Source organism: Pseudomonas sp. BIGb0278 (assembly GCF_024809895.1).
GTDB lineage: Bacteria > Pseudomonadota > Gammaproteobacteria > Pseudomonadales > Pseudomonadaceae > Aquipseudomonas > Aquipseudomonas shirazensis.
Map to the genome: position 1 here is coordinate 114,911 of NZ_JANUEL010000003.1, position 17,378 is coordinate 132,288.

The following is a 17,378-nucleotide window of genomic DNA, read 5'->3' on the forward strand; positions in this document are numbered from 1 at the left end:
TACGTAAAAGGGCCAAGAGTCTAACGAAAAAACCCGCGCCAGGCGCGGGTTTTCTCACAAACGGGCTGCTTAGAGCTTTTGCAGGTCGCGTTGCGCCAGTTGCGCGGCGGAAGTGCCGGGGTACTGGGTAACTACTTGCTGCAGAATGCCTTTTACCTTGTCGGTACGGCCCAGGCGACGTTCGACGTCGGCCAGCTTGTACAAGGAATCAGGCACTTTGCTGTGCTTGGGATACGACTGGCTGACCTTGGCAAACGCCTGAGCTGCACCTTGCAGGTCGCCCTTGGCCAGGTTCACCTCACCCAGCCAGTATTGCGCGTTGCCGGCATACTGGCTGTTAGGGTATTTGCGCAGGAAGGCGGTAAACGCCTGGCTGGCCTTGTCGAAGTCCTTCTGCTTGATCAGGTCGAAAGCAGCATCATAGTAGAGCTTTTCTTTCGCCGGATCAGCCGGCTCGCTACCCGCGGCCGGTTGTTGCGCAGCAGCGCCAGCGGCGCCGGCTGCTGCACCGGCAGCGGCATCGGATGCGCCACCGGTTGAAGAATTATCGGGAGTCGCGGCAGGCGCGGCACCACTTGAAATGCGACGGTCCAGATCCTGGTATCGTTCCAGGTTTTCCTGCTTCATGCGCGACACATCGTTCTGCAACTCTTCGATGATGCCTTGCTGGCGGGAAATCTGATCCTGCATCTGTTGCAGCTGCATGAACAACTGACCCTGTGCAGAAGCAGGGGTTGAAGCCCCTGCTCCGGCATAGGCGCCGCTCGTGCCATAACCCGCGGGCGGATAACTGCTCGCGTTGTCATCTACTACAGGGACTGCAGCCCACGCCGTGAAGGGCAGGCTGAGTGCGAGGACGGTCAAAGCACGGCGGCACGTACGCATAGGACTTACTTACGCAGTTCTACGCGACGGTTCTGAGCCCAGGATTGCTCGTCGTTGCCGGTGGCAACTGGACGCTCTTCACCGTAGGAAACCAGTTCCAGCTGTGCAGGGGAAACGCCCTGCAGAACCAGGTAACGCTGTACGGCTTTGGCGCGACGCTCACCCAGAGCCATGTTGTACTCGCGAGTACCACGCTCGTCGGTGTTGCCTTCCAGAACAACACGGCTGCCGTTGGACTTCAGGTCCTTGGCGTGAACATCCAGAGCGCGCATGGCTTCTGGCTTCAGGTCCGAGCTGTCGTATTCGAAGTAGAAGGTGGTGATTGCGCGCAGGGCGGCTTCTTCGCTCAGGCTGCCGTCAACAGCGCCAGTGTTGGCACCGTAACCAGCGTTAGGATCTACAGCAGCGCCTTCGCCGGCGTTGTCGCCACCTTTGGAAGAGCAACCTACAGCTACAGCCATGGCCAGAGCCAGCGCAGCGAATTTACCAAACTTCAGCATTTCCATCGTGAAACTCCTAATGAAACCCCAGTGTGTTAAGCAAAACGGTGTAACGCCGCATCAGTTCAGGTAAGGGGACCAGGACGGTTCTCTGACTTCGCCTTGCGCGGTAGGAAGCGGGAGCCTCACGCGTCCGTTGAGAGAGACGAGCATCAAGACTCCCCGGCCCTGCTGGCGGGTGGCGTAGATTAGCATGGTGCCGTTGGGCGCAACAGTGGGGGACTCGTCAAGACTGGTCTCTGAGAGAATCTTTACACTTCCACGTTGCAAGTCCTGGGCCGCCACTTTGAAGTTGGTGAAGCCCTGTTGGCGATGAATCATCACCAGGGTCTTCTCGTCCGCCGAAAGTTTCGGGTTGGCATTGTAGTTACCCACGAACGTTACACGCTCGGCGGAACCGCCACTGACCGAAGTTTTGTAGATCTGCGGCTTGCCGCCACGGTCGGAGGTGAAGTAAAGCGTGTTGCCGTCTTTACCCCAGAACGGTTCGGTGTTGATACCAGGGCCGGCAGTTACGCGACTGATCGCGCGCGAACCCATGTTCATCACATAGATGTCCGGGTTGCCGTCCTTGGACAGTACGAACGCCAGGCGCGAACCATCCGGCGACCAGGCTGGCGCGCCGTTGAGGCCTTCGAAGTTGGTGATCTGCTCACGGCGACCGGTGTCGATGTGCTGGACAAAGATACGTGGGCGACGCTGCTCGAACGATACATAGGCGATGCGCTTGCCATCCGGTGCGAAGCGTGGCGACAGAATCGGCTCACGCGACTGCAGCAGGGTCACTGCCCGGGCACCGTCGTAATCCGAACGCTGCAGGGTGTAGCGGGTGTTGTTGGCAGAGAAGCGCTCGGCAGTCACATACAGCATGCGGGTGGAAAACGCACCCTTGATGCCGGTGAGCTTCTCGAACGACTGGTCGGCAATGTAGTGCGACATGTCGCGCAACTGGTCGACAGTACCGGCAACGCTGCCAGTCAGCACTTGCTGCTCGGTGGCCACGTTGAACAGCGCGTACTGCACCTGCAGACGGCCACCGGACGGCACGATGCTACCAACCATGACGTACTGGGCGCCCAGGGCTTTCCAGTCGCGGAAGATGACTTCGCTGGCCTGGCTTGGCTGGCTGATCATGTTCTGCTTTGGAATCGGCGAGTAGTAGCCAGAGTTGCGCAGGTCATTGCCGATGATGTCGGCCATGTCTTCTGGCAGCACGCTGCCACCCTGCAGGCCGAACGGTACTACCGCGATGGGCGTGGCCCGATCGCTACCGCTGGTGACCAGGATGTTCTTTTCCTCTGCTACGGCCATACCTGCCACGCAGCAGAGCATGACCAGCAGCCCTCGAAAGAGTTTAATCACAGCGCTAGATCCTCAGGTGTAAATGTCATCTTGAACGAGCGATACGCATTGAAATCACTCGGCTTCAAGCCCTGCATTTCGGTCAGTCGACCAATGTTCTTCACCGCTGCCACCGCCGAAGCATCAAACGGACCGTCGCCACTGGCGCGGGCCACACTGACGCTGGTGATGGTGCCATCGGGCAGCATGTTGATCTGCAGCACTACCGTCATGCCTTTGCGTGCCGAAGGCGGACGGGCCCAACCTTCTGCAGCGCGCATGCGGATCAGGTCGTCGAAATCACCGGCTACCTGGTCGCCCTGCTCGTCAGCCAGAGCCTGCTGGCGCTCGGTGGTATCAGACAACAGCTCGGCCAGGGCCTGGGCTTTCTTGTCTTCTGCCGCCTTACGGGCTGCATCCTGGGCTTTTTTCTTCTGGGCATCTGCAGCGGCCTTCTTCTTGGCCTCTTCAGCTGCTTTCTTCTTCGCTTCCTCGGCTGCCGCTTTCTTCTTGGCATCCTCGGCGGCTTTTTTCTTGGCTTCTTCGGCGGCTTTCTTCTTCGCCTCTTCAGCTGCGTCTTTCTTGGCTTCTTCGTCGGCCTTTTTCTTGGCCTCTTCTCCCGCCTTCTTCTTGGCGATATCAGCCTGCTGTTTTTCGCTGGCTTTCTTCGCCTCTTCGGCTTTCTTGGCCTCGGCGGCCTTCTTGGCTTCAGCAGTCTTGGCAGCTTCTTCGGCTTTTTTGGCTTCTGCCGCTTCGCGAGCAGCTTCGGCCTTTTGATCCGCGTCGGCTTTCTTTTGTTCCGCGGCCTTCACGGCCTCCTGTTCGACCTTCTTCTGTTCCAGCTGTTCGACTTCAGTCTGGCGCGAAGCGGTTTTCTTCGCCTCCCCGGCAATCTTCTGATTGGTCTGGGTAGTGGCCTGACTCTTGGACTTGAGCTGGTACAGCGTAGCCTGAACGATCGGCTTGGACGGCGGCAGCTCAGGGGTCATGGCGAAGCTGACGAACAGCATCGCAAACACCACGACATGCAAGCCAATGGCCCAGACACTGGGCCAGAAGTAGCTTTCCGAGGCAGATGGCTCTCGCTGTTGCATCAGGGCGCCTCGGTAATCAGGCCAACGTTACCGACACCGGCCTTCTGCAACCCGCCCATGGCGCCCATGACCGAGCCGTAATCGACGGACTTGTCGCCACGGATAAAGACCTGGGTCTGTTTGCCCTGGTCGCGACCGGCGGCAATGATCTTGGTCACGGCATTGGTCATGTCCGGCAAGGTCATGGCCTTGTCCATCTGTTTGTCGGTATCGACCTCGCTGCCAAGGTTCCAGTAGTAGGTCTTGTCGGCCTTGATCGAGATGGTAAGGATCTGGACGTTGTTGTCCTGCGGCAAGGCTTCGCTGGAAACCTTGGGCAGGTCGACCTTGACCCCCTGGTTGAGCATCGGGGCCGTCACCATGAAGATGACCAGCAGCACCAGCATCACGTCGATGTAGGGCACCACGTTCATCTCGGCGACGGGCTTGCGTTTGTGGCGAACTCGGGCCATGGGTTTCTACCTGATTACTCTTCGCTGGTGTGCACTTTACGGTGCAGGATCGCCTGGAACTCGTCGGCGAAGGTGTAGTAACGGCTGATCAACGTTTCGCTGCGTGCGGCAAAACGGTTGTAGGCGATAACCGCAGGGATCGCAGCAAACAGGCCGATCGCAGTGGCAATCAATGCCTCGGCGATGCCCGGCGCAACGGTAGCCAGGGTTGCCTGCTGGGCAGAAGCCAAACCACGGAACGAGTTCATGATGCCCCATACGGTACCGAACAGGCCGATGTATGGGCTGGTCGAACCGACGGTGGCGAGGAACGGCAGGCTCTGCTCGAGCTTTTCTTCTTCACGCGAGATGGCTACGCGCATGGCCCGACCAACGCCTTCCATGACCGCGTCAGGGTCTACACCCGCCTGCTGACGCAGACGCGAGAATTCCTTGAAGCCGGCACGGAACACCTGCTCGACACCCGAATCCGGGTCCGGGTTGCTGCCTGCCTGACGGTACAGCTTGGACAAATCAATGCCCGACCAGAAGCGCTCCTCGAAGGCATCCAGCGCACGACGACCGGCGCGCAGCATGCTGCTGCGCTGAAAGATCATGATCCATGAAGTGACCGAGGCGGCCACCAGAATCAGCATTACCAGCTGCACCACGATGCTGGCATTGCTGACCAGACTCCACATGGAGGTATGGTCGACGACGTTAGCTTCCACGCTTATTCTCCTGCATTCGATTGAGTACCCGGGCCGCCCGCCAGGAAGGCGTCGCGCAGCGCTGGGGGGATGGCTCGGGGTTTGAAAGTGTCGGCGCGCACAGCGGCCACCAGAAACTGCCCCTCACAGAGCAGCTTTGCATCTTGTTCTCGCCACACCTGCTGCACGAAGCGCAGGCTGGCGCGGTTCACCTCGACGACTTCTGCGGTTACCCGCAACTCGTCATCCAGGCGCGCCGGCGCGTGGTAGCGCGCCTCGGTGGAGTGAACCACGAACAGCAGATTCTCCCCGGCCAGTTGATGCTGGGAGAAACCCAGGTGACGCAACCGCTCGGTGCGCGCACGCTCCATGAATTTCAGGTAGTTGACGTAATACACCACGCCGCCTGCGTCGGTATCTTCGTAATAGACGCGACAGCGGTGTGCGAACGATTCAAGCCCATTTTGCGCGCGCATACTCTAGTGCTTACTCCTCGGCTTGCCAATCCGCCCGGCAAGTGTTTTTGCATTCGGTAATGCCTTAGTGCCAGCGCGCCATGGGCATGCCAGCGGTAGGACCACGGAAACCGCCTTTTGATCTGTCATTCATCGACAACATCGGAAAAATCCGCCGGGTCGGCCAAACGCCCGGGCAGGTTCAAGCCAAAGTGCAGGTAGGCGTGCCGCGTCACCACGCGGCCACGCGGCGTACGCATGATGTAGCCCTGCTGGATCAGGTACGGCTCGAGCACGTCCTCGATGGTATGGCGCTCCTCGCTGATGGCAGCGGCAAGGTTGTCCACCCCGACCGGACCGCCATCGAACTTCTCGATCATGGTCAGCAGCAAACGCCGGTCGGAGTGATCGAAGCCGCGCTCGTCGACATCCAGCAGATTCAGCGCCAGGTCCGCCACCGCCTTGGTGATCTCGCCCTTGCCGCGTACCTGGGCGTAGTCGCGCACCCGGCGCAGCAGGCGGTTGGCGATCCGCGGCGTACCGCGTGCACGCCGAGCAATCTCGAAGGCGCCCAAATCATCGATGACCAGGCCCAGAATGCCCGCCGAACGGGTAACGATGGTGGCCAGGTCCTTGTCGCTGTAGAACTCCAGGCGCTGGACGATGCCGAAGCGGTCACGCAAGGGGTTGGTCAGCATGCCCGCTCGGGTGGTCGCGCCGACCAGGGTGAACGGCGGCAGATCGAGCTTGATCGAACGCGCGGCTGGGCCCTCACCGATCATGATGTCGAGCTGGAAGTCTTCCATTGCCGGGTACAGCACTTCTTCGACAATCGGCGAGAGCCGGTGAATTTCGTCGATGAACAGCACATCGTGCGGCTCGAGATTGGTCAGCATTGCCGCCAGATCACCGGGCCGCTCCAGAATTGGCCCTGACGTGCTCTTCACCGAAACGCCCATCTCATGGGCGATGATGTTGGCCAGGGTGGTCTTGCCCAGGCCCGGCGGGCCGAAGATCAGGGTATGGTCGAGCGACTCGTTGCGGCCACGGGCAGCCTGGATGAACAGGCCCATCTGGTCGCGCACCACCGGCTGGCCGATGTACTCATCAAGGCTCAGCGGGCGAATCGCGCGGTCCTGGACTTCTTCGCGGTCGCGTCCGGAAGCGGCGATCAGGCGGTCGGCTTCGATCACTTGCTAATCATCCCTTGCAGGCTGCGGCGGATCAGGTCTTCGCTGCTCAGGCCAGCCTTGTCCTTGATCAGCGAGATAGCCTTGCTGGCTTCCTGAGGCTTGTAGCCCAGCGACACCAGCGCACTGACCGCGTCGGCTTCGGCGGTGGACGCACCACCGACCGGCGCCGGGCCGTCGGATACCAAGGTGAACATCGACGAGGACGTCTCCCAAGCTTTGAAGCGGTCCTTGAGCTCGACCAGCAGGCGCTCGGCAGTCTTCTTGCCAACCCCGGGTACGCGCACCAGCACCGAGGCATCCTGCGCCTGCACGCAGCGCACCAACTCGTCGATTTCAAGCCCGGACATCAGCGCCAGCGCCAGCTTGGGGCCGACGCCGTTGAGACGGATCAGCTCACGGAACAGCTCGCGCTCGCGCTTTTCGCCAAAGCCGTAGAGCAGGTGGGCGTCTTCACGCACCACCAGATGGGTATGCAGGGTAACCGGCTCGCCAACCTTGGGCAGGCGATACAGGGTGGTCATCGGCACTTCGAGCTCATAGCCCAGGCCGTTGACGTCGATAATCAGATGCGGCGGTTGTTTTTCCGCCAGGGTGCCGCGCAAACGTCCAATCACGTTTCGATCCTTCCTTTCGAGCGCCGGCCACAGACCGGTCAACCCTATCAGCAAATGCGTCGAGTGAACGTTTCACCCGGCCAAAATGTGTATCAGCGCATGAAGCGGTTACAGACGCAAGCGTCCGCCGCGCTTGCGCGCAGTGGTCAAGCCGTGGGGGATCAGGCTGGAGCGGGTATGCGCATGACAGAGGGCGATAGCCAAGGCATCAGAGGCGTCGATCTGCGGCTTTTGCGTCAGCTTGAGCAGGTGCATGACCATCAGCATCACCTGGTCTTTGTTGGCCGCGCCGGTGCCAGCCACCGCCTGTTTGACCTGGGTGGCGCTATATTCGGCGATCTCCAGGCCAGCTTCGGCACCGGCCACGATGGCTGCACCACGGGCCTGGCCGAGCTTGAGCGCCGAATCCGGATTGCGCGCCATGAACACCCGTTCGATGCCCATGGTAACCGGGCCGTGCTGGCGAATGATCTCGCTGACGCCACGAAAGATGATCTGCAGGCGCTCGGACAACTCGCCGGCGCCCGTACGAATACACCCCGACGCCACATATTCGCAGCCCCGGGCGGTCTGGCGGACCACGCCAAAACCGGTGATGCGCGAACCGGGGTCGATACCAAGAATCAGAGTCATAGGGCCTGCAAGTTGAAAATGAAAACACGCTTGGAGCAGTCAGGCCCTGATGGCTTGAAGCGCCGGCATCAGCCTAGCTGCTCAAGGACCTCATCGGAGATCTGCGCATTGGAATAGACGTTCTGCACGTCGTCCAGGTCTTCGAGCATATCGATCAGCTTGAGGACTTTTTCAGCGCCATCGCGATCAAGCTCGGCACTGGTAGTCGGCTGCATCACGATTTCGGCGTCGGCGGCCTTGAACCCAGCTTCTTCCAGCGCGTTGCGCACGGCATAAAAGCTGTTGAATGAGGTGAACACTTCGAACGAGCCGTCGTCATTGCTGACCACGTCATCGGCGTCGGCCTCCATGGCCGCCTCCATCAAGGCGTCTTCGTCAACGCCAGGGGCAAAGCTGATCTGGCCCTTGCGCTCGAACAGATAAGCAACTGAACCGTCGGTGCCAAGGTTGCCGCCGCATTTGGTGAAGGCATGGCGCACAGCCGCTGCGGTACGGTTGCGGTTGTCGGTCATGGTTTCGACCATGATCGCCACGCCGCCAGGGCCGTAACCCTCATAGCTGAGCTCTTCGACGTTGTCGCTTTCGTTGGTACCGGCGCCGCGGGCAACTGCCCGATCAATGATGTCGCGGCTCATGTTGGCACCAAGTGCCTTGTCCAGCGCCAGTCGCAAGCGTGGGTTCGACGCTGGATCGGCGCCGCCCTGCTTGGCCGCGACCGTCAGCTCGCGAATCCACTTGGTGAAGACCTTGCCTCTCTTGGCATCCTGGCGCTCTTTGCGGTGCTTGATGTTCGCCCACTTGGAATGACCAGCCATATCGACTCCGAATCCTTGATCCACAAACAGGTTCCGCCCCGAAGGGCGGAACGCGATAAATTCGAGGGCGCGACCTCACGGGCGCGCCCGGGTCGGTGTTACTCGACCTTGGTCTGCTCGCGCAGACGGATGTGCAGCTCACGCAGTGCCTTGGCATCGACCAGGCCCGGAGCCTGGGTCATGACGCAGGCAGCGCTCTGGGTTTTCGGGAAGGCGATCACTTCACGAATCGACTGGGCGCCGGTCATCAGCATTACCAGACGGTCCAGACCAAAGGCCAGGCCGCCGTGCGGCGGTGCACCGAACTTCAGCGCGTCGAGCAGGAAGCCAAACTTCTCTTCCTGTTCCGCCGCTTCGATACCGAGCAGGCGGAACACCGCCTGTTGCATCTCTTTGCGGTGAATACGGATCGAACCGCCACCCAGCTCGGTGCCGTTGAGCACCATGTCATAGGCACGCGACAGCGCCGTGGCCGGATTGGCCTCGAGCTCTTCCGGGGTGCACTTGGGTGCAGTGAACGGGTGGTGCAAGGCGCTGAAACTGCCGTCTTCGTTCTCATCGAACATCGGGAAGTCGACAACCCACATCGGTGCCCATTCGCAGGTGAGCAGGTTGAAGTCGTTGCCGACCTTGATCCGCAGCGCACCCAGGGCTTCGCTGACCACTTTGAACTTGTCGGCACCGAAGAACACGATGTCGCCATCAACCGCACCGACGCGATCGAGGATCACGTTGAGGTTGGCCTCAGGGATGTTCTTGACGATCGGCGACTGCAGGCCTTCGACGCCCTTGGCGCGCTCGTTGACCTTGATGTAGGCCAGGCCCTTGGCACCATAGATGCCAACGAACTTGGTGTACTCGTCGATCTTGCTACGCGGCATGCTTGCGCCGCCTGGCAGGCGCAGGGCGGTGACGCGGCACTTCGGATCGTTGGCCGGGCCGGCGAAGACCTTGAAGTCGACATCTTTCAGCTGGTCGGCAACGTCGACCAGTTCCAGCGGGTTACGCAGGTCTGGCTTGTCGGAACCGTAGCGGCGCATGGCCTCTTCAAAGGTCATGTGCGGGAATTCACCGAACTCCAGATCCAGCACTTCCTTGAACAGCTTGCGGATCATGCTCTCGGTGAGGCCCATGATCTCGGACTCGTCGAGGAAGCTGGTCTCGATGTCGATCTGGGTGAATTCCGGCTGGCGGTCGGCACGCAGGTCTTCGTCGCGGAAGCACTTGGCGATCTGGTAGTAACGGTCGAAGCCGGCCACCATCAGCAACTGCTTGAACAGCTGCGGCGATTGCGGCAGGGCGAAGAAGCTGCCGGCGTGGGTACGGCTTGGCACCAGATAGTCACGTGCACCTTCTGGGGTGGCACGGGTCAGGATCGGTGTTTCGACGTCGAGGAAGCCGTTTTCGTCGAGGAAGCGGCGGATGCTGGTGGTGATGCGCGAACGCAGACGCAGCTTCTCGGCCATTTCCGGACGACGCAGGTCGATGAAGCGATAACGCAGGCGGGTTTCTTCGCCGACGTCGGAGTACTCATTCAACGGGAACGGCGGGGTTTCGGCTTCGTTGAGTACGGTCAGCTCGTAACCCAGTACTTCGATGCCGCCCGACGCCATGTTGGCGTTGACTGCACCTTCGGGACGCTTGCGCACTTTACCGGTGACCTGTACGACGTATTCGCTGCGCACGCGGTCGGCGGCGGCGAAGGTTTCGGCGCGATCCGGGTCGAACACGACCTGGGCCATGCCTTCGCGGTCACGGATATCGAGGAAAATCACCCCGCCGTGGTCGCGGCGACGATGGACCCAGCCGCAAAGGGTGACTTCCTGGCCGTCCAGGCTCTCGTTCAGTTGGCCGCAATATTGGCTGCGCATCATGATGGTGGTTCGCTTCTCGTGATTCGTGTATTCGATGGAGGCCTTGGCCGCCCAGAGGGCTAATACTGCAAGACCCGGACATTGCAATTCAACTCAGTCGGCCTTGTCGCCGCCTGCCAGATTCTTTTTTGCCCCGGTCTTGAAGTCGGTTTCGTACCAGCCAGTGCCACTGAGGCGAAAACCTGGAACGGACAATTGCTTCTTCAATTCCGGCGCCTGGCAGGCCGGACAATCAGTCAACGGCGCGGCGCTGATCTTCTGCAACGCCTCAAGCTGATGGTTGCAGGCTGCACATTGATAGTCGTAAAGGGGCACGGGGATCTCTCGCAAACCATAACGCTGGCTGCCGGGGCAGCAAAAACCGGCATTATATATGGTTAGAGAGGTCAGTGCAGCCCGCCCGGCACTCAACGCGCGCTTGGCGGATCGCGTAGCCAGGCAACGCAGATCACCCGGACCAGGCCGCTGAAGTTGCGCACCCCGCCGTGGCGCAGGTGAACTTCGCGGTCAATGTAGGACAACACCGCACTGACCGAGCACTGATTGACCTCGGCAATACGCTGCAATATCTGCCAATACACATCCTCCAGGCGCAGGCAGGTGGCAAAGCCATTAAGCCTGACCGACCGCGACACTGGCTGCACCTGCAGCATGTCGAAGTCCGCTGCGAAGGGATCGACACAGGCCTTGCCTGGCCAATGTCCCTGACACACATTGCGTTTGCTGCTCCGCACCCTGATGTCCACTGCTGCCACTCCATCGCCAAGGGGATCCATTCATGTGCTGGAGACATGAATCATGGCGTGTAATGAAGCGCAGCGAGGCGGGGCATGAGCAGCGGCAAAATTTTCCGCCTGCGCGTGCAGTTCACCACCGCCCTGCGCTTCACGGCGCAGGGCGGCTTGGACAGTTTATTTACCTTCGAGCAACGAGCGCAGCATCCACGCGGTCTTCTCGTGCACCTGCATACGCTGGGTCAGCAGATCCGCCGTTGGCTCGTCACTGACCTTGTCGACCACCGGGAAAATACTGCGTGCGGTACGCGTGACCGCCTCCTGCCCCTCGACCAACTGGCGGATCATCTCGTCAGCAGGCGGCACACCCTCCTCTTCCTGGATCGATGAGTGGCGGGCATAGAACGCGTAGGAACCAGGCGCCGGGAAGCCCAGCGCGCGGATCCGTTCGGCGATCGAGTCAACCGCCAGGGCCAGCTCGTTGTACTGCTCTTCGAACATCAGGTGCAGGGTACGGAACGCCGGACCGGTAACGTTCCAATGAAAGTTATGGGTTTTCAGATACAACACATAGGTATCCGACAACAAACGGGACAGCCCATCGACGATGGACTTGCGATCTTCTTCACTGATACCGATATCGATTGCCATGAAGCTCCCCTTTTTCATGTGGCTTGGGTAGTCAAGCGGATGAAGGGGCACTGTAACAAGACTTGCCTGCGCCTGCATGTGACGCAGGGCAATCGATCACCCCCATCATCCGCCCGGTTTGAGCTCACCGGGCCTTTGCTGTTAAATAGGCAGGGTGCCATTCGTGCGGATTGTTAATGCCGGATGCATAGGCAGGCCAGCTGCGTGACCGCGCTTTCTCTCTCATGCGCACCGTGCTGCCCGCTCTTCCTGTGATTGACCTTATAAACGTGAGCCAACCCAAATGTTCAAGATCGTCCATCTGGTGACGGGCGTAGCAGCCTTGCTGCTGTCGCTCATACCAAGCCTTCGCACCGAGGCAATTCCCTTCCTGCAGCAACCGGAGGCCGTGTACCTGGCCTTGCTCGGCCTGCTCAACCTACTGCTGGCGCCGGTCGTGCCGCTTTATTACCGCGGCGCGCGCCTGCAACTGCAATACCTGGCCAGCGCTTTGCTGGTGCTGGCGGTTGCCCTGCAAACAGTAACCGTGCTGGTCCGGCCTGAGCTGGGCAACCTGCCTGCACTGCTGTGCGCTGCTCTGGCAGTTCTGGCACACCTGGTTGCCGGCTTCAGCCGCAGCAGCGGCCGCTCGCGCAATGCTGGCGGCGCTGCCCAGGAAGGCAGCAAGCGCGATACCGGCACCGTCAAGTGGTTCAACACCTCGAAAGGCTTCGGCTTTATCTCGCGCGACTCCGGCGACGATATCTTCGTGCACTTTCGCGCCATCCGTGGCGACGGCCACCGCGTACTGGTCGAAGGCCAACGCGTGGAGTTCTCGGTCATGCACCGCGACAAGGGCCTGCAGGCCGAAGACGTGATCGCGGTCTCGCGCCGCTGACAGCAAAGGCCTTGCGGGCGCTATGCACCCGCAAGGTACCCATCCTCAGTAATGAGGCGGCGGCGCTTCTTCACCTTCGCTGCCGTACTGCCCGACCATCTCCTCGTAACGCTTGATCAGCTCGGCCATCTGCAGTTGCAGACGATTGATCACCCGCCCCTGCTCGACCACCACATCATTGAGCTCCTGCAGCGCGTCATCCTGAAACGCCTGACGGGTTTCCAGGTCGATGATTTGCGATTCCAGAGACATCAGCTCACGCCTCCTTGAAGTCATTGTTGTTCAACGCCGAGCGCAGGCGCTGGCGAAGCTGTGCGAGTTGCTCCTCGCTGTACTCGGCAGCCGCCACCTTGCCCCACACTGGCGCAGGCCAGGCAGCATCGTTGCGGTGGCGCACGATCACGTGCATGTGCAGTTGGCTGACCACGTTGCCCAAGGTCGCCACGTTCATCTTGTCGGCAGCAAATTCCTGTTTGAGCGAATTGGCCAGGCAGGTGGTTTCTTGCCACAGCTGCTGCTGGTCGGCTGCCGTGAGGTCAAACAGCTCACTGACGTCGGCTTGCCGCGGCACCAGAATGAACCACGGATAATTGGCGTCTTTGCTCAACAGCAGCCGACACAGCGGGAAATCTCCCAGCACCAGGCAATCCTGCTGCAAACGCGGATCCAGGACGAACACGGCAAATCTCCTTCAATCAGATCGCCTGCGCAACGCAGGCATGGTGCGCGGAGGATACCCTGCCTAGCCGCAACAGGCATGAAATCGGGCGCTCCAGCTACACATTAGCTGGCTTGCACAGCTGCCCTGCACCGCCGCGGTAACAGAGCGCTACTTTTCGCACCAAAATAGAGCCGTCCGTCGCGGTGCTGACGGCGGTTCCCAGTAAAACTACTCAAGATGAACAATCGGCGGTAACACATTGGTTTAGTTAGCAACCTTACAGTTGCATCGACCGTTGAATATTGGCACACCATCAGACAGACCGAACCCTTTATTTTCGGAGGTTTGCCAGCAAGTGATCAGGCAGATGTGAAAAATTCATCAACTCAATGTGAAAATGAGCACGCTTGTTGCATTCCCTCAATGCCAAGTCGGCACGACACCTGCAGTGAGCAGGAGCTGCCGACAGACCACGGCGCCGAAGCACTATCAAGGGGTACCGTCCTGTGTTAACGGATGAGGGAGCAGAACGCTGGGATATATGTCCGCTGTTCGGCGCGTAATTTGCGACATTGAATTAGTTATAAGCGACACACCATAAAGTTTGTGAAAAGTTGCTTTATGCATATCGCCAAATAAAGAGTCAGCGTGATATACCTTCGCGCCGACACAACAAGAAAGAGCTGCCCCATATAATTAAAACCCCGGGCGCAGCGGTACTCTTCCTAAAAACCAAAGGAGCAAATCACGATGCGCGTGATGAAGTGGAGCATGATCGCCCTGGCCGTTGCGGCAGGCACCTCGCAAATGGCCATCGCCTCTTCGCAGGATGATTCCAAAGGCTTTATTGAAGACAGCCAGTTGTCAGTCAAGTTGCGCAACCTGTACTTCAGCCGTGACTATCGTAACCAGGAGTCGGCCGCTAACCGCGCAGCCGGCCTGCGTCATGATCAGCGTGAATGGGGCCAAGGCTTCATCGGTACCTTTGAATCGGGCTTCACCCAAGGCACCGTCGGTGTAGGTGTCGACGCCATCGGCATGCTCGGCCTCAAGCTGGACAGCGGTCGTGGCTTCTCCGGCACGGGCCTGTTCCCTACCGGTTCAGATGGCCGTTCCCAGGACGACTACTCCAAGGGTGGCGCGGCGGTCAAGTTCCGCATTTCCGACACCGTACTCAAGGCTGGCGACCAATTCGTATCGCTGCCTGTATTCGCCACCGACGACAGCCGCTTGCTGCCTGAGATGGCCCAAGGCACATTGATCACCAGTAGCGAAATCAAAGGCCTCACCCTGAATGCGGGTCGCTTCACCAGCCTGACCGGTCAGGAACAGACCAACCGTGACAACTTCCGCCTGAAGAAAGCCGACGTTGCCGGCGGCACGTATGCCTTCACCGACAGCCTCAGCACCAGCCTTTACTACTCCAAGGTTGAAGACTACTGGCGCAAATACTACGCCAACGTCAACTGGGCTCTGCCGATCTCTGACACTCAAGGCCTGGTGTTCGACTTCAACGTGTATGACACCAAGAGCAGTGGCAGCGGCGAAGCTCGAGCCTATGATGGCGACAAGATCGACAGCCGCGCATTCAGCTTGTCCGGCGCCTATAGCATTGGCGCGCACACTTTCACCGTCGCGTATCAGAAGATGACCGGCGACGGTGGCTATCAGTATGGCGTCGACGGTAATGGCACCATTTTCCTGGCAAACTCCATTGCCCGCTCCGACTTCAATGCTGAAGGCGAGAAGTCTTGGCAAGCACGTTATGACCTGAACTTTGCCGAGTTCGGTATTCCTGGCCTGACCTTCATGACTCGCTACGTACGCGGTACGGATGCGAAAGTGGAAGGCACCAACAACGGAACCGAGTGGGAACGTGACATCGACGTCAAATACGTGCTTCAGGAGGGCCCCGCCAAGGACCTGAGCTTCCGTGTTCGTCAGGCAACTTATCGCTCGTCCGACGCCGTTTACTCCAACTCTCTGGACGAACTGCGTCTGATCGTCGAGTACCCGCTGAGCATCCTGTAAGCCTGGCTTGCAGTGCCCCGCACTTGAAAAGCCCGGCGACCACGCCGGGCTTTTTCTTGGCTGACAACTGGCCTGCGCTGCGGCATCCTGTACGCTTTCGTTTCGCCCCCGTAGAATGCGGGGTCATTTCAACGTCTTAGGCAATCGACACGGCCCCCCATGCGCACCAGTCAATATTTGCTCGCCACCCAAAAAGAAACCCCTGCCGATGCAGTGGTCATCAGCCATCAGCTCATGCTGCGCGCCGGCATGATCCGCAAGCTGGCCTCCGGCCTGTACACCTGGCTGCCGATGGGCCTGCGGGTAATGCGCAAGGTCGAAGCCGTGGTCCGCGAAGAAATGAACGCCGCCGGCGCGCTTGAAGTGCTGATGCCGAGCATCCAGCCAGCCGAGCTGTGGCAGGAATCTGGCCGCTGGGAACAGTACGGCCCAGAGCTGCTGCGCCTGAAAGACCGGCACAACCGCGACTTCTGTGTTGGCCCGACTCACGAAGAAGTGATCACCGACATGGTCCGCAACGAGCTGTCCAGCTATAAACAGCTGCCGCTCAACCTGTACCAGATCCAGACCAAATTCCGCGATGAGATCCGCCCACGCTTCGGTTTGATGCGCGGCCGTGAGTTCATCATGAAGGACGCCTACTCGTTCCATGCCGACCAGGCTTCCCTGCAGGAAACCTACGACCGCATGCATCAGGCGTACAGCAACATCTTTACCCGCCTGGGCTTGAACTTCCGCCCAGTGCAGGCTGATACCGGCTCGATCGGTGGCAACTACTCGCACGAATTCCACGTCCTGGCCGCTACCGGTGAAGACGACGTGATCTTCAGCGACAGCTCCGACTACGCCGCCAACATCGAAAAAGCCGAAGCCATCCCACGCGAAAGCGTGCGCCCGGCGCCAACCGAAGAGCTGCGCCTGGTCGATACTCCGCACGCCAAGACCATCGCCCAACTGGTCAAAAACCATGGCCTGCCAATCGAGAAGACGGTCAAGACCCTGATCGTGCGCGGCGCTGAAGAAGGCAAGCTGATTGCCCTGATCGTGCGCGGCGATCACGAACTCAACGAAATCAAGGCCGCCAAGCTCCCGCAGGTTGCCGAACCGCTGGTCATGGCCAGCGACGCCGAGCTGCGTGACGCCATTGGCGCCGGTGCAGGCTCGCTGGGCCCGCTGAACCTGCCGCTGGAAATCATCATCGACCGCTCGGTGGCCCTGATGAGCGATTTCGGCATCGGCGCCAACATCGACGACAAGCACTACTTCGGCGTCAACTGGGAGCGTGACCTGCCAGTGCCTGAAGTAGCCGACCTGCGCAACGTGGTTGCCGGTGACCCAAGCCCAGATGGCCAGGGCACCCTGGTGATCAAGCGCGGCATCGAAGTCGGGCATATCTTCCAGCTCGGCACCAAGTACAGCGAGGCGCTCAAGTGCCAGGTACTCGGCGAGAACGGCAAGCCAGTAGTACTGTCGATGGGTTGCTACGGCATCGGCGTTTCGCGCGTGGTTGCTGCTGCCATCGAGCAGAGCTACGACGACAAAGGGATCATCTGGAACGATGCCCTGGCGCCGTTCCAGATCGCTCTGGTACCGCTGCGCTACGAAACCGAGGTGGTGCGTGAGGCGACCGACAAGCTGTACGCCGAACTGACCGCTGCAGGCTTCGAAGTGCTGCTCGATGACCGTGACAAGAAGACCAGCCCAGGCAACAAGTTTGCCGATATGGAACTGATCGGCATCCCGCACCGGATCGTGGTCAGTGACCGCGGTCTGGCCGATGGCAATCTGGAATACAAGCACCGCACCGAGCAGGACGCCCAGGCGCTGCCGGTCAATGAAGTGCTGACCTTCCTGCAAGCCCGCATCCGTCGCTGATAGC

20 protein-coding genes are annotated in these 17,378 nt (G+C 60.0%); 3 read left to right on the top strand and 17 right to left on the bottom strand.

What is annotated here, in order from left to right; genetic code table 11:
• Positions 1-69: 69 nt before the first annotated feature.
• The 15 genes from ybgF to M2396_RS13160 all read right to left on the bottom strand — a co-directional run bounded on the left by ybgF (position 70) and on the right by M2396_RS13160 (position 11,930).
• Complete coding sequence (gene ybgF, locus M2396_RS13090) at positions 70-885, bottom strand: tol-pal system protein YbgF (protein WP_101317426.1); 816 nt, start codon at positions 883-885, stop codon at positions 70-72.
• Between the two features lie 5 nt (positions 886-890).
• Positions 891-1,391 carry a peptidoglycan-associated lipoprotein Pal gene (gene pal, locus M2396_RS13095; RefSeq protein WP_043201913.1) on the bottom strand — a complete coding sequence of 167 codons (501 nt, stop codon included), beginning with the start codon at positions 1,389-1,391 and terminating at the stop codon, positions 891-893.
• A gap of 54 nt (positions 1,392-1,445) precedes the next feature.
• The gene (gene tolB / locus M2396_RS13100) at positions 1,446-2,717 is read right to left on the bottom strand and encodes a Tol-Pal system beta propeller repeat protein TolB (RefSeq protein WP_189691595.1); all 1,272 of its coding nucleotides are present in this window, start codon (positions 2,715-2,717) and stop codon (positions 1,446-1,448) included.
• Positions 2,718-2,743: 26 nt separating this feature from the next.
• On the bottom strand, positions 2,744-3,820 hold the full coding sequence (gene tolA / locus M2396_RS13105) for a cell envelope integrity protein TolA (RefSeq protein WP_259075358.1): 1,077 nt from the start codon (positions 3,818-3,820) through the stop codon (positions 2,744-2,746).
• Complete coding sequence (tolR, locus tag M2396_RS13110; RefSeq protein WP_101317418.1) at positions 3,820-4,272, bottom strand: protein TolR; 453 nt, start codon at positions 4,270-4,272, stop codon at positions 3,820-3,822. The genes tolA and tolR overlap by 1 nt, the downstream gene beginning before the upstream one ends.
• Before the next feature lie 14 nt (positions 4,273-4,286).
• Positions 4,287-4,982, bottom strand: a complete 696-nt coding sequence (gene tolQ, locus M2396_RS13115; RefSeq protein WP_101317416.1) for a protein TolQ — start codon at positions 4,980-4,982, stop codon at positions 4,287-4,289.
• A gap of 2 nt (positions 4,983-4,984) precedes the next feature.
• A complete protein-coding gene (ybgC, locus tag M2396_RS13120; protein WP_101317414.1) occupies positions 4,985-5,437 on the bottom strand; it encodes a tol-pal system-associated acyl-CoA thioesterase in 453 nt (150 codons plus the stop codon).
• A 125-nt stretch (positions 5,438-5,562) separates the two neighbouring features.
• The gene (gene ruvB / locus M2396_RS13125) at positions 5,563-6,609 is read right to left on the bottom strand and encodes a Holliday junction branch migration DNA helicase RuvB (protein ID WP_101317412.1); all 1,047 of its coding nucleotides are present in this window, start codon (positions 6,607-6,609) and stop codon (positions 5,563-5,565) included.
• Positions 6,606-7,223, bottom strand: coding sequence for a Holliday junction branch migration protein RuvA (ruvA, locus tag M2396_RS13130; protein ID WP_101317410.1), 618 nt, complete (start codon positions 7,221-7,223; stop codon positions 6,606-6,608). Before ruvA ends, ruvB begins: the two co-directional genes overlap by 4 nt.
• Before the next feature lie 108 nt (positions 7,224-7,331).
• The gene (ruvC, locus tag M2396_RS13135; RefSeq protein WP_101317407.1) at positions 7,332-7,856 is read right to left on the bottom strand and encodes a crossover junction endodeoxyribonuclease RuvC; all 525 of its coding nucleotides are present in this window, start codon (positions 7,854-7,856) and stop codon (positions 7,332-7,334) included.
• A gap of 68 nt (positions 7,857-7,924) precedes the next feature.
• Entirely contained in the window at positions 7,925-8,671 is a 747-nt protein-coding gene (locus M2396_RS13140; protein ID WP_101317405.1) for a YebC/PmpR family DNA-binding transcriptional regulator, read from the bottom strand.
• A gap of 98 nt (positions 8,672-8,769) precedes the next feature.
• On the bottom strand, positions 8,770-10,545 hold the full coding sequence (gene aspS / locus M2396_RS13145) for an aspartate--tRNA ligase (protein WP_101317403.1): 1,776 nt from the start codon (positions 10,543-10,545) through the stop codon (positions 8,770-8,772).
• 93 nt (positions 10,546-10,638) lie between these two features.
• The gene (locus M2396_RS13150; RefSeq protein WP_101317401.1) at positions 10,639-10,860 is read right to left on the bottom strand and encodes an FmdB family zinc ribbon protein; all 222 of its coding nucleotides are present in this window, start codon (positions 10,858-10,860) and stop codon (positions 10,639-10,641) included.
• Positions 10,861-10,952: 92 nt separating this feature from the next.
• Positions 10,953-11,198, bottom strand: coding sequence for a ribbon-helix-helix domain-containing protein (locus M2396_RS13155; protein ID WP_258197118.1), 246 nt, complete (start codon positions 11,196-11,198; stop codon positions 10,953-10,955).
• Between the two features lie 258 nt (positions 11,199-11,456).
• Positions 11,457-11,930, bottom strand: a complete 474-nt coding sequence (locus M2396_RS13160; protein WP_150572002.1) for a Dps family protein — start codon at positions 11,928-11,930, stop codon at positions 11,457-11,459.
• A 283-nt stretch (positions 11,931-12,213) separates the two neighbouring features.
• On the opposite strand from M2396_RS13160, the gene M2396_RS24185 reads away from it, so the two are divergent.
• Complete coding sequence (locus M2396_RS24185; protein WP_150570879.1) at positions 12,214-12,807, top strand: cold shock domain-containing protein; 594 nt, start codon at positions 12,214-12,216, stop codon at positions 12,805-12,807.
• A gap of 45 nt (positions 12,808-12,852) precedes the next feature.
• On the opposite strand, the gene M2396_RS13170 is transcribed toward M2396_RS24185, so the two are convergent.
• Positions 12,853-13,059, bottom strand: a complete 207-nt coding sequence (locus tag M2396_RS13170; protein WP_101317393.1) for a SlyX family protein — start codon at positions 13,057-13,059, stop codon at positions 12,853-12,855.
• A 4-nt stretch (positions 13,060-13,063) separates the two neighbouring features.
• On the bottom strand, positions 13,064-13,486 hold the full coding sequence (locus tag M2396_RS13175) for an HIT domain-containing protein (protein ID WP_101317391.1): 423 nt from the start codon (positions 13,484-13,486) through the stop codon (positions 13,064-13,066).
• A 732-nt stretch (positions 13,487-14,218) separates the two neighbouring features.
• Between M2396_RS13175 and M2396_RS13180 the strand changes: the two genes are divergently transcribed.
• Entirely contained in the window at positions 14,219-15,499 is a 1,281-nt protein-coding gene (locus M2396_RS13180) for an OprD family porin (protein WP_101317389.1), read from the top strand.
• A gap of 159 nt (positions 15,500-15,658) precedes the next feature.
• Positions 15,659-17,374: a proline--tRNA ligase gene (locus tag M2396_RS13185; RefSeq protein WP_259075364.1), complete on the top strand. Its 1,716-nt coding sequence runs from the start codon at positions 15,659-15,661 to the stop codon at positions 17,372-17,374.
• Positions 17,375-17,378: the final 4 nt, after the last annotated feature.